11 protein-coding genes are annotated in these 16,173 nt (G+C 46.6%); 9 read left to right on the forward strand and 2 right to left on the reverse strand.

Annotated elements, in window-relative coordinates; translation table 11 throughout:
* Positions 1-57 precede the first annotated feature (57 nt).
* From QUA62_RS00545 to QUA62_RS00555, 3 genes are all read left to right on the forward strand, one after another.
* Positions 58-1,101, forward strand: coding sequence for a DUF2235 domain-containing protein (locus QUA62_RS00545; protein ID WP_333288123.1), 1,044 nt, complete (start codon positions 58-60; stop codon positions 1,099-1,101).
* 111 nt (positions 1,102-1,212) lie between these two features.
* On the forward strand, positions 1,213-2,832 hold the full coding sequence (locus QUA62_RS00550; protein ID WP_333401924.1) for a peroxidase family protein: 1,620 nt from the start codon (positions 1,213-1,215) through the stop codon (positions 2,830-2,832).
* Positions 2,833-3,030: 198 nt separating this feature from the next.
* Entirely contained in the window at positions 3,031-4,233 is a 1,203-nt protein-coding gene (locus QUA62_RS00555) for a catalase (RefSeq protein WP_333401925.1), read from the forward strand.
* Between the two features lie 272 nt (positions 4,234-4,505).
* On the opposite strand, the gene rpsD is transcribed toward QUA62_RS00555, so the two are convergent.
* Positions 4,506-5,114, reverse strand: coding sequence for a 30S ribosomal protein S4 (gene rpsD, locus QUA62_RS00560; protein ID WP_006631941.1), 609 nt, complete (start codon positions 5,112-5,114; stop codon positions 4,506-4,508).
* 196 nt (positions 5,115-5,310) lie between these two features.
* On the opposite strand from rpsD, the gene QUA62_RS00565 reads away from it, so the two are divergent.
* Positions 5,311-5,940 (forward strand): hypothetical protein, encoded by a 630-nt coding sequence (locus tag QUA62_RS00565; RefSeq protein ID WP_333401926.1) that lies wholly within the window; start codon positions 5,311-5,313, stop codon positions 5,938-5,940.
* A 112-nt stretch (positions 5,941-6,052) separates the two neighbouring features.
* Complete coding sequence (locus QUA62_RS00570) at positions 6,053-6,400, forward strand: rhodanese-like domain-containing protein (protein WP_333401927.1); 348 nt, start codon at positions 6,053-6,055, stop codon at positions 6,398-6,400.
* Positions 6,401-6,491: 91 nt separating this feature from the next.
* On the opposite strand, the gene QUA62_RS00575 is transcribed toward QUA62_RS00570, so the two are convergent.
* Positions 6,492-8,216 carry an AAA-like domain-containing protein gene (locus QUA62_RS00575; RefSeq protein WP_333401928.1) on the reverse strand — a complete coding sequence of 575 codons (1,725 nt, stop codon included), beginning with the start codon at positions 8,214-8,216 and terminating at the stop codon, positions 6,492-6,494.
* 303 nt (positions 8,217-8,519) lie between these two features.
* Here QUA62_RS00575 and metK point away from each other — a divergent pair, with 303 nt between their 5' ends.
* From metK to QUA62_RS00595, 4 genes are all read left to right on the forward strand, one after another.
* The gene (gene metK, locus QUA62_RS00580) at positions 8,520-9,782 is read left to right on the forward strand and encodes a methionine adenosyltransferase (RefSeq protein ID WP_333401929.1); all 1,263 of its coding nucleotides are present in this window, start codon (positions 8,520-8,522) and stop codon (positions 9,780-9,782) included.
* Positions 9,783-9,986: 204 nt separating this feature from the next.
* Positions 9,987-11,162, forward strand: coding sequence for a family 10 glycosylhydrolase (locus QUA62_RS00585; RefSeq protein WP_333401930.1), 1,176 nt, complete (start codon positions 9,987-9,989; stop codon positions 11,160-11,162).
* 456 nt (positions 11,163-11,618) lie between these two features.
* The gene (locus QUA62_RS00590; RefSeq protein WP_333401931.1) at positions 11,619-13,535 is read left to right on the forward strand and encodes a HEAT repeat domain-containing protein; all 1,917 of its coding nucleotides are present in this window, start codon (positions 11,619-11,621) and stop codon (positions 13,533-13,535) included.
* Positions 13,536-14,035: 500 nt separating this feature from the next.
* Positions 14,036-16,075: a HAMP domain-containing sensor histidine kinase gene (locus QUA62_RS00595; protein WP_333401932.1), complete on the forward strand. Its 2,040-nt coding sequence runs from the start codon at positions 14,036-14,038 to the stop codon at positions 16,073-16,075.
* Positions 16,076-16,173 lie beyond the last annotated feature (98 nt).

The raw sequence follows: 16,173 nt of genomic DNA on the forward strand, positions 1-16,173 counted from the left end.
ACCGATTACCAATGACAGGTCGCTATCAAATTTTAGATTCAAAGAGAGAATATAAAAATGACGAAACCCGGGAAACGTCTGATAGTTTGCTGTGATGGAACTTGGAACAAACTAGATACTCAGTGCCCAACTAATGTGGTTAAGCTTGCCCAGGCCGTGAAACGGACAGCCAGTGAGGGGGTTCCGCAGATCGTGTTTTATGACGAGGGAATTGGAGTGGACAGTAACAAGATTGTGGGCGGAGTCACTGGGCTGGGAATTGATAAAAATATACAAGATGCCTATCGTTTTCTTTCTTTCAACTACGATCGCGGTGACGAAATCTATCTATTCGGGTTCAGTCGCGGTGCTTACACAGTCAGGAGTCTAGCGGGGATGATCTATTGCTCCGGTCTCCTATCCCGCCGTTATGTTACCAAGGCATCAGAAGCTTACGAGCTTTACCGTAACCGAAGCATTAAACCAAATGATGAGGAAGCAAAGAGGTTCCGCAAAGAAAACGGCAAAGATCGGGGCGAGCGCGTCCCGATTACCTTGCTTGGTTGTTTCGACACCGTTGGAGCCCTTGGTATTCCTCTTGTACCCGCCTTGAAGAAGTTTGAGGGACAGCTCAAAACAAGGTACAAATTCCACGACATCACTTTAAATAAGGATATTGAGAATGCGTTGCACGCCGTTGCGATCGACGAAATTCGCGAAGTCTTTGATGTTACCCCGATGAAGAAAAATCCTGATGCCCCGAACCAGAAGCTTCGTCAAGTTTGGTTTCCAGGCCAGCATAGCTGCATCGGCGGTGGTACGCCTGAATCCCGCGGGTTATCAGATGCTGTCTTGAAGTGGATGTTGGATCAAATCAGTCACCTTGAATTGAAGCTTGAATTCGAGCCAGAAGCCATTGAGGATATCAAGCCTGATTATAAGGCTCCATTTAAAAACGATCCTGGGTTCTTCAAATGGGCAGGAATCAAGTGGCGCGAGGTGGGGGATACCATTGAGGATCTTCATGAAAGCGTGATCCAGCGATTGGAAAAAAGCCAAGACTATCGGCCTAAGAATCTGCAAAAGATTCTCTCCAAAGTAATTGAAAATCGAGAAAAATGATAAAAATTTATCAAACTCTCAGAACCGAATATCAGAAAATTTTGTAATCTACCTAATCTACAACAATCGAAAGGAAAAGGAATCATGACAAGAGATACATCTAGAGATGGATTGAGCAACAAAGCTTTAGCATATACGTTGACTCATTTCAAACCAATTTGGGACTTAGTTCAAAGTTACGAGCCTCTAAAACGTAAACTAAACAAATTTTTTCTCAATAGCATCATTTACAAACTTCCGACTCGCCCGCTTCCCTATAGCTTAATGGGCTTAGATCCCAAAATTCCCGGGACAGATATTCCCAAAAAAACTGATACCTACATCTCTTGGGATTCACTTACAGACAAGACTTATACTGGGCGACATTTACCTCCCGATCCGGAATTTAACAAAGAAGGAAATTTACCACCACTGGACAAAGTAAAGACCTTATTCCAAAAAAGAGACGGAAAAACCATTTATTCGGAAAAATCGAGTCTGCTCTTTCCCTATTGGGTGCAGTGGTTTACAGATAGTTTTCTCCGGATAGATCACCAAAACCGCTTCAAAAATACCTCCAACCATCAGATTGATATGTGTAATGTTTACGGGTTGACCCGCAAACAAACAAATATGCTCAGAGCTTTCAAAGACGGTAAATTTAAAACCCAAAAACTCCAGCGAAAAGATGGCGTAGAAGAAGAGTATCCACTCTTTTATTATGCAGATCCTGAGCAGGGTATTATCGATCCTCAATTTGAAGGTCTTCATGCACCCCTTAATGATGAGAAAAGACAACCCCCCGAAAAGAAAGGCAAGCTATTTGCAATGGGAGTTGAACGGGCCAACGTCCAAATTGGCTATGTCATGCTCAACACTTTATGTATCAGGGAGCATAATCGAATTTGTGATGTTTTGTCCAAAAGCTATCCGGAATGGGACGATGAGAGGCTCTTCCAAACCGCGAGAAATATTCTCATGGTGATTGTTCTCAATATCATTATGGAAGAGTACATTTTCCACATTACGCCCTATAATTTTAGGTTCTTTGCCGATCCAGAAGCTTTTACCAAGGAAAGTTGGTATCGAGAAAATTGGATGGCGATTGAGTTTAGTTTTGTCTATCGATGGCATAGTGCGGTTCCTGAAACCTTTATTTATGACGGGAAAGAAACATCCATGTACGATTCCCTCTGGAATAATCAGATGTTAATCGATAAAGGGTTGGGTGCATTGATGGAAGAAACTTGTTCCCAAGCAGGCACTAGAATTGGTTTGTTTAACACACCTGATTTTAAGATCGCAGGAACACCCTATACATTTATTGATGCTACCGAACTAGCATCTGTTAAACTCGGGCGACAGGCGCAGTTAGCCAGTTATAACGATTACCGCGAAATGTGTGGTTATCCCAGGGTGACTGATTTCAATCAAATTACGGGTGACGAATACGCTCAACAGAAATTAAAAGAGTTGTACGGTCATGTTGATAAGATTGAACTATTTGTCGGATTGTACGCTGAAGATGTCCGGAAAAATTCAGCAATTCCGCCTTTAGTAGCACGGATAATTGGCATTGATGCTTTCTCCCAAGCTTTAACTAATCCTTTGTTATCGCCTATAGTCTTCAATAAGGAAACTTTTTCCGAGGTTGGTTGGGAAATTATCCAAAATACCAAAACAGTCTCTGACTTAGTGAATCGTAATGTTCCTCCAAGCGATCCCAAGTACAAAGTCTCCTTCGATCTTTAAGTTGTAGCTGACAATTAAGACTCAAATTAGTTGGGGGTGCAAAGACACCTGCGCCCTCAAAAATGAGGAATAAAAAGGCGATCTTTTCGCAAGCGCTCGCCTACGGCAATTCGGGAGCAATTGCACCAGCAGCTATACTATTTAACAGAGGCAACGGTTTGTGTAGAACCTTTTTTAGCGATTAACCGAAGGTTATTTATGAGCAAGAAGTTATTTACCGAATATCCCGAACAGGACGAACGCAAATACTACGATCTTTTGGTTGAGCAGGCCAAGCTTCGGATGGATAATCTTTACGGGGATAAGGAGCGGGCTCTGCGAGATACTCACGCCAAAGCTCATGCGTGCGTTAAAGGAACTCTGGAAATTTTTGACTTCGATGAGGAAGCGATTAAACGGGAATTGGGCAAACGCGCTTCGTTAAGTTCTTCGCAACTCAATGCTATTTCCCTTAAGCAAGGTTTGCTAGCAAAACCCAAAGAATATCCTGTTTGGTTGCGATTTGCTAACGGGGCTACCAAAGTATACCCTGATTACCAAAAAGATTCGCGCTCAATATCAGTGAAAGTGATGGGGGTGGAAGGGGAACGACTCCCGCAAAGCCACGAGTCAAAAACCCAGGACATCATTGTTCACAATTCAGAGATATTTGTGAGCCAAACCATCAAAGACTACTACGGCTTTTTTTCTGCTCTGGTGGAATCACCAGAGGCATTGAAAAAGTGGCTAATCCGACATCCCAGACACTTTCTAGCAGTCTCGACGCTTACGGGTAGCCGGACTCCGAAGAGTTTGCTAACAGCCAAATATTGGAGCGGTTCACCCTCTGCTTTGGGTCTCCATCCCGATTTCGATCCCTCCCAGCCTGGTGTAGTTCCTGTCGAATACCCTGCTGTAATTAAGTATGGGTTTACTCCGGTTTCATGCAAACCACCGCACGAGATAATTCCAGAACAATCTCGACCGGGAATTCCTAAAATTCCCTTTGTCGATCGCGCTAAAGCCTTGGGTTTAGATCCCAATCAACCAGACAATTATTACCGGGATGACCTAATTCAAGCCTTGGCGAAACCTGACGCTCAATACTGTTGGGATTTTGGCATTCAGTTCCAAACCAGCCTAAAAATGCCGATCGACGATGGCATCAATGTCTGGAAGGAAAAGGAATCACCCTTCTTGAGAGTAGGTCGTCTCACCGTCAAGCATCAGATTATTGATTATGAAAAACAATCTGATTTCAACGAAAACCTGAGATATTCTCCCTGGAACGGCTTAGCAGTTCATCGTCCAGTAGGTGCGATCAATCGGATACGCGGTGTTGTTTACCCCGTTGTAGCGAATTATCGCCTTCAAAAGCGAGGTATTGTCCACCAAGAACCAACCGGAGAAGAAACATTTTAAGGGAATAATTTGAGGCTGGGACATCATTTAATGCCATCAGGCAGGTGTCGTCTGAGCAAATGGCAACTCAAAGAAGTTAACAAGCCAAACCTTCAAAAAATCCCATCCCTTTTTAGGGGGTGGGAGTCTTGAAAATTATTAATTTTTAGTGCTCAGTCCTTAGTCCTCATTATTCAGTAGCAATTAATCAATAACTGGGTTCGTACCCAATTATTAATTATTCTGCTAGCAACCAACTGATGACTAATGACCAACGACTGATGACTAATAAATTAGGCTTGCCGTGAGTAGTATTCCACCACTAGCAGTTCGTTAATCTGTAGAGCAATCCACTCGCGTTCGATAACGCCGTTAACTTTGCCAATTAGTTTTTGCTTATCAAATTCCAAGTGATTGGGCAAGTGAGCCAAGCCTGGGTCTTTGAGATTAGCTTCTACCATTGTGCGCGAGCGCTCTCTATTTTTCACCGCAATCACATCACCAGGCTTGCACTGATAGCTGGCGATATTGACTTCACGGTCATTGACAGTTATGTGACCGTGATTTACCAATTGTCTAGCGGACGGAATGGTTGGAGCCATTCCCATCCGAAACACAGTATTGTCCAAGCGCATTTCCAAAAATTGCAGTAACACTTGACCTGTGGAGCCCGTGACACGGCGGGCTTTGCGGACGTAACGGAGCAGTTGGCGTTCCGTCACACCGTAATTGAAACGGAGTTTTTGCTTTTCTTGCAAGCGAACCGCATACTCAGAGAGCTTTTTGCGGTTTTGACCGTGCTGTCCAGGCGGATAATCTCGTCTGGGAGTTTTGCGGGTTAGACCCGGCAACTCTTTCAGGCGACGGACGATTCTCAATCGGGGGCCTCGATATCGAGACATTTATTTTCCTCTCTAATATCTGTATGCAATTTTATGCAGACTCTATATTATATGTTGGTAACGGTCAAAATTCCAACAAAGATCGATAAAAAAACGATCGACCGGAGGGCGATCCATAATGTGCGGTAAATTCTGAAGGAAAAGCCGATCGCTCGATCGCCCCAATCAGCCAAAAAAACTCACTACTCGATCTGCCATGCACAACCGCAATTTTTCCCGCACTTCTTCCCCAAAACCAGCACCGACAGGCTCAAGCCCTACCGCGCGCTGGATTTTGGCTCTCGGCACGCAGCTAGCAGCACTTGGTTTGTTAGCCACAGCACTGCCAATCTCACCAGCATCAGCCATCACTATTAGAATCCCTCGCAATAGGAATCCCTATCGCGTCTGCGCCCTGGAACTAATCGAAGCCGGAGTGGGGGCAGAGGCCGCCGCCGCCGCTTGTGCTGACGCCCTCCGCCCCCGCGACATATCTAGATGCGTCCTCCAAATCAACCGCAAAACCAATATTTCTGGTGTCGAAGCGCTCTCTAGCTGTCGGCGGGTGAGGCGTCCCAACGAATTGGCTACTTGCGTAGTGAATATTAACGGCAAAAGTCGAACTCAAGCTGCGGCTCCCCTGGTAGTGCTCGATGGATGCCGGCGCAGTTTATTGCCACAACAGTTGGCTGAATGCGTAGTCGGTTTGAGCGGCAGGCTCGACTTTCCCACTGACCGGTTAATCGCCACTTGTCTTGACCCCAGCGACAGCGTGAGCCAGTTGGACGGGCGCCCTGCACCTACCCCTCCTGTGGAGCTAATTCCACCGCCTTCGCCCCCCAATTAATAACGGTTGACTGTTGACTGTTGACTGTTAACGGTTGACTGTTAACGGTTGACTGTTGACTGTTGACTGATGACTAATGGCTAATGACTAATGACTACTTTTTCCTAATCAAATGTCAGAAATTTTTGCTCAAATTACAGTCGAAGAATTAGCTCGCCAATTAGCAGAAACTAATGCTGATAAATTGCAGCTTGTAGACGTGCGGGAACCTTACGAAATTGAACTAGCGGCGCTGCCGGGATTTGTAGCTTTTCCGCTGAGCGAGTTTGCCGAATGGTCTGGTGAAATTGACGCTAGACTCGATCGCGACAAAGAAACCCTAGTTCTGTGCCATCACGGGGTGCGATCGGCTCAAATGTGCCAGTGGTTAACCGATCGAGGATTTACCAACGTTAAAAATATCGTTGGTGGCATCGATGCTTACTCAATGGTGGTCGATCGAACCGTCCCCCGCTATTAACATCAAATCCAGTTCTTAACTATGTTTTTTTCAGAGTCCGCGCAGGCGGACTTTGTGTGTGTATAAATCGATTATATTCCCCCGGAATGAGCTAATTCACAGCAGCAAATCTAAAATTTAAAAGCGTACTCATAGTGAGCCGATCGCGCCCCTGCCTTTTCGAGTCATAAAGAGCCTCATCAGCCGCCAGTAGCAGCGCTGTCGCATCATTTTCCTCGCTCGGAACAACGCTGGCAATTCCTAAACTAATCGTTACCACAGGATTAGGCAGACCGTCAAGACTCTTCGGGTTAAAAACAATCTTCAAATCTTTCACTTTCGCTCTAATTTGTTCGGCAACAACCACAGCCGCCGACGCATCAGTTTCAGGTAAAATCACAGCAAACTCCTCGCCCCCGTAGCGAGCAGCTACATCAGCAGGACGCTGGAGCGATCGGCGAATTGTCTGAGCTACCAATCGCAAACAATCATCGCCTGCTTGATGTCCGTAGGTATCATTATATATTTTGAAATAATCGAGATCGCACAGAATTAAAGATATCGGAGACCCCTCGCGAGCCATGTGTTCCCATTCGGTTCGCAAGCAACTATCAAAATGCCGTCTGTTACCAATTTGAGTAAGTTCGTCCACATTCACCAAAGCTTGCAGCCTTTGATTTTCTTGCTGCAACTGCTCAAAACGAACCACCGACCACTTGTCCTCGCACAAATTTTGCCCTTGAAAATACAGGCGATATAATTCGCAAGACAAACTACAGTTATTTCCCTCTAATTTGACCAGTCCCATGCTGTCTAACTGATAAGCCATCAAAGGTTCGAGAGGAATGCTATTTTTAGCATCGACAACTTGTTGGAATGCGGAGGCGAGTTCGGGCTGCTGTTGAATGGCGATCGACTGATTTTGCAAGTAGTCGCTATAAATTCCGCTGTGAGTAGGAGCTGCTGTTAACAGTTCTGCCAACTCGGCTCGCCCCATTTCCTCGCCCGGTTCCTCCCGATCGACGGACAGGCGATTTTGCAGCAAAATTGCCAGGTGATACAGCGCTAAATGCACTAAATAAGGATGCCCGCCTACCATGTTCATTAATTGCTCTATTGGATCGCGATCGCTCCAGTTTAGTCCGTATCTGCCCGCCAAATCTTGGACTTGTTCAGCCGTAAATTCTGAGATTTTAATCGGCATTCCTACATTAAATGGAGATTGATTAACATTCAAAGCAATATAATTTTCTGTTGAATGAATGACAACGGTGCGGAGTTTTTGCCAAATTTTCCTAGCGCGACCTTGTTCGTACCAAAAACGGATGACCGACAGAAAATCTTGAGCAATATTGGTGCGTTCAAATACTCGATTTATTTCGTTGATCACCAATACAATAGGACTGTAAGTTTGTGCGAGCAAATAGTTTTCAAAGTAAATAGTGCAGCTTACCTTGCTGCCCATATCTTCATCCCAGAATTCATCAATATTTGGTTCGAGTTTGAGTTGCCGAGCGACATTGACACAAAGCCAGCGCAAAAATTTATCTAAACTACCAAAAACGGCTGTGTCGGCTTGCTGAAAGTCTAAAGTTACTGTGCGGTATCCACGATCGACTGCGGCGTGAATTATCCGCAGCATCAGAGAACTTTTGCCCATTTTTCTGGGAGCTTTAATGCGAACGAGGCCTCCGGGTTTGCTAATTTCTGCACAGGCCAAGGCTTCGGCCCCTGAGCGCTCAATATAAAATGGAGAGTCAAGCGGTATGGGGCCGCCGGGAAAATCTAGCTCGGCAACTGTTTGGATGGAGTTTGGTGATTTTTGGAGTCCTGCCATAGTCCTTGCACAAGGCGATACCCTGACTGTATCTTACCTTTGTCAGGTTAGGAGGTAGACGAGCGGTGTCCAAGATCGATCGACAATCCTAAAAAATCTAACTTTTTAGGGACTTCCCGGAACTGACTTTGCTATAGTAGTGTCACTTTACCCAGTCTCAAACCCTGCTTCAACACGGCTCTGCAGATCGACAAAAATTCGACGGTAGCCCAGACGCACTCATTCTTGGCTTTTACCTGAAAAATAACTCGTCGGCCGTAGATGTCGTGCAGGAAGAGCCCCTATCTAAGGAGAAATAATTCATTGTCACGTCGCTACCTGTTTACCTCTGAATCGGTCACTGAAGGCCATCCCGATAAAATCTGCGATCAAATTTCAGATACGATTTTAGATGCCTTATTGACTGAAGACCCTAAAAGCCGCGTCGCAGCCGAAGTTGTCGTCAACACCGGCTTAATGCTGCTGACGGGCGAAATTACCACTAAAGCTCAGGTAAATTACATAGAATTAGCCCGGAAAAAAATAGCCGATATTGGCTACATCCACGCTGACAACGGCTTTTCGGCCAATAGTTGCTCAGTGTTGGTGGCTCTTGATTCTCAGTCTCCCGATATTGCTCAAGGGGTGAACACAGCCCACGAAAGCCGGGAACAATCGAGTGAAGAGGAATTGGATGCCATCGGCGCTGGCGACCAAGGTTTGATGTTCGGCTTTGCTTGCAACGAAACGCCGGAAATGATGCCTCTGCCGATCAGTTTAGCGCACCGGATTTGCCGTCAACTGGCAGCAGTCCGCAAAACCGGTCAGTTATCTTACCTGCGTCCCGACGGCAAAAGCCAAGTTACAGTCATCTATGAGGACGGCAAACCTGTTGGCATAGATACAATTTTAATTTCTACGCAGCACACCGAAACGATCGGCGACATCACAGACACAGCGGCAGTTCAAGCCAAAATCAAAGAAGACCTTTGGGCTGCTATCGTCCAACCTGTGTTTGCCGATATTAGCGTGAAGCCGGATGCAGAAACTCGCTTCCTTGTCAACCCCACCGGCAAATTTGTGGTCGGCGGGCCTCAAGGAGATTCGGGTTTGACGGGTCGCAAAATTATTGTGGATACCTACGGCGGCTATTCCCGCCACGGTGGCGGCGCTTTTTCTGGGAAAGACCCCACCAAGGTAGACCGCAGCGCGGCTTATGCTTGTCGCTACGTTGCTAAAAATATCGTAGCGGCTGGTTTGGCCGAAAAGTGCGAAGTGCAGTTGAGTTATGCGATCGGCGTTGCGCGGCCGGTTAGCATGATGATCGAAACTTTTGGCACTGGAAAAGTTGATGACGATCGCCTTTTGGAAGTTGTGAAGCAGCTTTTTGAACTGCGTCCTGCGGGCATCATTCAGGCATTTAACTTGCAGAATTTGCCTGCTGAAAGAGGCGGTCGTTTCTATCAAGATGTGGCGGCTTACGGTCACTTCGGGCGCACTGATTTAGATTTGCCTTGGGAGGAAACTGATAAGGCGGAACTTTTGAAAGAAGCTTTGAGCCAGAAGTTGTCTGGAGTAGCTGGATAGTACAATTTTGGGGTGCGCCCAGCGCACCTTATCCATAAATAATATCGGGTGCTACCAATCAATGTAGGGTGCGTACTCCGCACCTTATCCATAAATAATATAGGCGGTTATTTCGGCGCATCTTATCCATAAATAATACCGGGTGCTACCAATCAATAACGTAGCGGATTCAGTACCCACCTTCAAAGAAAAAAAAATAAATAAATGCGATTTTTCACACCTTTTCAATCAGCAATTCGCAGTTTTGTTTCTTCCCTCCAACAGCGGTTGGGGACTACTGGATTTTCTGCACCAAATCCCGCAACGCTGCCAAGTTCGTTGGCGACTAACAATCCTGGTGGAATTCGCGGCGTTTGGATAACCACCACTGACTCCAAAGTTCTCACATCAAAAGAGCGAATTGCTGAGGCAATGGACTTTCTCGCCGATACGGGATTTAATACCGTTTTTCCTATAATTTGGAGCCAGGGTTATACGGCTTATCCTTCTAAAATTATGCGAGAAAAATTTGGGGTGGAAATTGACTCGCGCTATCAAGGTCGCGACCCCTTAGCAGAAATATGTGTTGAGGCCAAGAGAGCGGGTTTAAAAGTTATTCCTTGTTTTGAATACGGATTTGTGAGTTCTTACAATCGCAAGGGCGGTCATTTGCTGGCGAAAAAACCTGAGTGGACCGCCCGTGATGCCAGCGGCAATTTACTTAAGAAAAATAACTTTGACTGGATGAATTCTCTTGACCCGGAAGTGCAAGACTTTGTGCTGGGGTTGATGCTGGAGGTGGCTAAGAATTATCCGGTAAACGGGGTTCAAGGAGACGATCGCATTGCGTTTCCCGTAGAAGGCGGTTACGACGAAAAAACGGTTAAACGCTATCGAGAAGAATGCGGTAAAGCAGCGCCGTCGGATTGTAAAGAACAACATTGGCTACAGTGGCGTGCTAATATTATTACTCAGTTTGTAGCTCGTTTACACCGAGAAGTGAAAGCTATTAATCCTGATTTGTTGCTATCGATGTCGCCGAGTCCTTATGACTGGGGACTGGTAGAATATTTGCAAGATTCTAAAGCTTGGGTTGACAAAAACTTGGTCGATCTGTTTCACCCGCAGTTTTATCGCCGCGATTTTAATGCTTACAAACAATTGGTCGATAAAATGATGTCGGGACAGCTTAGCGGGCAGCAAGTAAAGTGCGTGTCGCCCGGTATTTTGTTGACGAATCGAGGTAGCAAATATAGCATAACTCCCGAGCTGTTGTTGCAAGTAATTGCTTACAACCGCTCTCAGGGCATTCAAGGAGAAGTGATGTTTTTTTACGAAGGTTTGCGAGATAACGATAACGCTTTGGCTAAGGTTTTGAAAAAAGGGCCCTATGCTAGTTGAGAGATTGTCCCGCAATCAAGCTGTTTCCGGTTGGCTGCGGTCAACCCCGCCGATCGCTATTTCAAACCAAGTTGGTATAAAATAAGACGTTGCACCATTCTCAATAAGCTTTATTAACAGGCAAGATGCCTGTTCCACAAAGGGTGAATTTTATTGTGGAACAGCCATCTTGCCTGTTGCTGACAATGGTGCAAGATGTGAGTATAAAACGATATAGCAGAGTTAGGCTATCTCAAAACCCAGCAATGCCAAGCAGCGAGCGCTACTAATTGTCAAGGTGATTGCCCAAACAAACCCAATAATTAATAATTGGGGAGTTGCAAAAATAGTGGAATAAGACATATTTTAGAAGTGGTGCAAGCTTTTTTTAGAAGTAGCGTTTTGTAGACGCCATATTTTTTAAAGACAGTTTAAAAGAGCAATCTCAACCGCTCGCCAAAATATTAGGATAAATCAGTGACCTCAGCAGCAAGCCTCATCCAACAGCTACCCGAGCTCAGCGATGCTCAATTCCATCAAAAATATTTGAAACAAAAACAAGGGATGCACACCTTGGCGACTATATTGCCGCAAGTAGAACAGCAAAGTCTGGCTTTGCGCGCAGTAAAATTAGCTCTAAAAGTAAATTTAAAACTCGGCTCGAAGCTAGCAGGAACGGTAAAGCCAGAATTTCAAACAGCTACCATAAAATTAATCGACAAAATCCCCACTTCACCGCTGCTCAAAATTCAACTGCTGGCCCTAACAAGTTCCGATCGGGCAATTCCGATGCTGGTGGCCGCATTGAACCACAAAGAAAGTGCCGTGCGCCTTCATGGGATTCGAGCGATCGGGAAAATCGCCTCCGAAGCAGCAGTAATTGAATTAGCCCGATCGCTCGAATCCAAAGATTCCCAAATCCAAGCGTGGGCTGCTTGGGCTTTAGGAGAAATTCACTCGAAACCAGCCGCCGTCGCACTCCTCAAAGCCATCAAGCACCCAGAATCCAAGGTGCGCGCCTGGGCTGTTTGGGCCTTGGGCAAAATTAACCCGAAAACAGCCGTTCCCGCGCTGCTCAACGCCCTCAAACACCCAGACTCCGAGGTGCGCTGGCGGGCGGCGGTCAACTGCGGGAAAATCGGCGTCTCGGAGGTAGTTCCCGGGCTGCTGAATGCCCTCAGAGACGAAAATCACATCGTCCGCGCTAGGGCGGCGGCGGCTTTGGGGAAAATCGGCGATTGTGAGGCAGTACCCGGCTTAGTAGAATTGCTTCACGACGATCCCGACTCCTATGCAGTTTCTTTGAGGGCCGCCGAGGCCTTGGGACAAATCGGCACGGAAACGGCTGTGGCCGGGCTGGTGCAAGCCCTCAACCATGACGACTCAGACGTGCGTGGCAGTGCAGTTTCTGCCTTGGGGGAAATCAGCAGTGAGGTGGCTATGGTGGCGGTAATCGGCTCGCTCTCGGATCGAGATATTTTCGTGCGCGGCAGGGCGGCGGTTGCCCTCGGGAACATCAATACACAGGGAGATGCGAAATTGCAAAAAATGGTGGTCGCGGGACTGGCGAGCGCAATTGGCGACAGCGAATCTTATGTGCGGTGGAGAGTTGCTGCTGCTTTGGGGGAAATTGGGACAGAGGAAGCTGTGGCAGGTTTGGTGCGGCTGCTGGGAGACGAAACTTCTGGAGTGCGCCAAAACGCTGTTAAGTCCCTCGGTCAAATTGGCTCAACGGCTGCTATTTTGGCTCTGGAAACAGCTTTAAATCGCGAATTTGCTGACGTTCGCGCGCTGGCTGCCCAATACTTGGCGGATGTCAGCACTCAGGCAGAAACAGTTGATTTTGAGCCTTCTGTTTCCGCAGATTTATCGGGTGAAAAACTGCCGAAAATCCTGATTGGTTCGCAAGCAGAAGCCAGCGAATACATTGTTGAGCGCCCTGCGCGACGCGAGATTAAATACCTGATATCGATCGGCGGTCCAGGTGTGCCCGAACCCAAAACTTTCGATCGAATCCCGAACCGAATGTGCCTGGAGTTTAACGACCTCGACACCCCCGTTGACGACCCCGATCAAATCTTGCCTACCCTTGAGGATGTACAGAAAATTATTGAGTTTGCCCTCAAAATGTCGTCGCACAGAGGCAGTTTGCTTATCTGCTGCCAAAGTGGGATCAGCCGTTCAACGGCCACAGCTTTGACTGTTTGTGCTGCGCTGTTGGGTCGCGGCAAAGAACGGGAAGCTTGGGCGTTAGTGCTCGCCGCCAGACCCCAAGCCAAGCCGAATCGCTGGATGGTACACTTGGCCGATGAAGCTTTGGGTAGAGACGGTAAGCTAGCACTGGCGATCGAATCCACCACCGCAACTCCAGAACTCGCAATCGCCAACAGTTGACTCGCAGAAACCGGGTTTCTTTTCGCAAGCCCTACAGTTATACTCAACTAACGACACTTCACCTCAGACTTGTCTGTGCGGGGCAACGATGCCAAAAGTCGATCGCCAGGGTGCAAAAGTTCGATCGGCTCCTGCATTTGTGACATTCTGTGCTACACAGTCGTCGGACGATCAACAAAAACCGTCAAGCAATCGTCGCATTGCTGGCAGCAAAACTCCTAAGCTGAGGAATCGGGTGCATTGTCAACAGACAATATCAGCTTGGGGGAGCTCACAGGCCAAACGCATCAGACAGAATTTTCTGCCTGTAACATTCCACGCGGGGATAATTACACTGCCAGGATAAATTTTTCTTTATTTTGCCTGCTGCTGACCTTTACGAGTCGAAAAAGTAATTTGGCAACAGCCATCAACAGGGTAATTATCTATTAGACATCAACCGAATTTAAGTTTCTCCTCGGGCTCGACAAGAGTTTCAGATGCTTTTTCGCAGATGTCTAATGGAAAATAGACAAGCTTTTCCGTTTGGAGAACTTAAGAGCGTGCTAGATTTTAAAAGAATACAGTGGTTGCATATGTCAAAAATTAACTTGCTCAAAAAAACAGGGAACGAAGCAAGTTTATCGGTTGCGGTTTGGGAATGCCAGGGCGAGTTCAATTCCGAGTTAGAACCATTTAACCCGCAGAAAAAACCTGTGACCCCGCGAAAGGTAAACCAAAAAAATAGCAAGGTAGGTAAACTGATGCCGCTCTTTATTTCTGAACAAGTCGGTTCTCTAGAAACCGCACACAAAAACATATCCAGCCAGGATTTTGTAGAAAAATCATCCTTAAAAATCCGCAAAATGTTGCCATCTAAAATTGGCGGTTGGTCCATCCATAAAAAAATTGGCGGTGGGTATTTCCTGGCAATAGGAATCGGATTTCTTGGCTCCATGAGCGGGCTGGTGATTGCCGATTACTACCAAGGACAAGGATTAAAACAATTCAATGACGCTCACTTACAAGCGCAATTGCTCGGGAATTTTAAAGATGCAGCGCTGGCGGCACAATTGCAGGGAGCGCAGCTAGATTCTTTTGTAGATAATTCCGCCATGCTGGAACTGCAAGAAGAGCAGTTTATCAAGAGTATTGTTCAGGCAAAAGAGCTGCGGTTGCGTATAGAAAAGTTTGCCGACAGCAAACCTGCTTGGCAGGCAGCAAAGCCGGAAGTTCTCAAAAGTTTACTGCAAGATTGCACGGAAGATTTAGAATCCTACGCCGATACTCTCAAGTCAACTTTGCAGCAAATCCAGCAATCGCAACTGTCACCTCGGGAGATAGAGTCGGCCAGAAAATTGTTGGCTACAGAAAGCGGAGAAGGTGTAAAACAGCTCAACAGCAGCCTTGAGAAATTGAGCAAAATCCTCTATATTGCCCAGCAGCAAGAGGGGCAAGGCGGTGAAGTGATGGAGGAAGCTCAAGGAATGGAAAAAGCCATCATTATTTTTAGTATGCTGCTGTCGGTAGTGGTAGCCGGAATGGTGGCTTACCAAACGAGTCGGGCGATCGCCAAACCAGTCGTGAGCGTCACTCAGATTGCCGAAAAAGTCGCCGCCGAGTCGAATTTTGATTTGCGAGTCCCCGTCACCGGACAAGACGAAATAGGCTCATTAGCTGCGTCTCTCAATCACCTGATCGAGCGAGTTTCCCAACATACTAAAGAATTAAAACAAGCTAAGGAAGCCGCCGTCACCGCTAACACTGCTAAAAGCCAGTTTTTAGCAAATATGAGCCACGAATTGCGGACGCCTTTAAATGCGATTATCGGCTACAGTCAACTACTTTCAGAAGATGCCCAGGATGCGGGATGCGATGAGTTTGTACCCGACTTGGACAAGATTCAGAAGGCGGGCACGCACCTGCTAGATTTGATTAACGATATCCTCGATTTGTCAAAAATTGAAACGGGGGGTATGAAACTCGAAATCCAGGAGTTTGACATCGAATCCCTGGTTGACAATGTTGCGTGTGCCGCGAAACAGTGGGTAGAGAAAAATGGAAATGTTTTAGAAATAGAGTGCGATCGAACTGCGGGTATCATGCACGCAGATTTCAAGAAAGTGCGGCAGGTTTTGATGCACTTGCTGAATAATGCTGGTAAGTTCACCAAAAACGGCAGGGTTAAACTGAGTGTCAGGCGCATTGAAGGAAGCGGAAAATTTAATACAGCAGATCGATCGGCGATTGACGATTCAATGGCTGCCGATGAAACTCATTCTGCGGCGATCGCTTGTCCCCTACTGAATGTTGAAGAGTCGGATTGGATTTGCTTATCGGTTAAGGATACCGGAATTGGAATGTCGGAAGAACAACAGCACAAATTGTTTGAAGCTTTTGTGCAAGCTGACTGTTCAACAACGCGACCTTACGACGGCGCTGGATTGGGGCTGACACTTAGCCGCTACTACTGTCACATGATGGGCGGGGAAATTTTGGTAGAAAGCGAAGAGGGAAAAGGGTCTATTTTCACTGTCCGCATACCGGCGGGAAATGGGTGATGTGATGTTTGGGCGAGAGATTTAGGGGGTAGGCAGAGGGGCGAAAATTTAGGTTTCAAACCTCTGGCGGTATGTCCCCATGCTTTCATCTTGCCAAC

The organism is Microcoleus sp. MON1_C1 (assembly GCF_036701945.1).
GTDB lineage: Bacteria > Cyanobacteriota > Cyanobacteriia > Cyanobacteriales > Microcoleaceae > Microcoleus.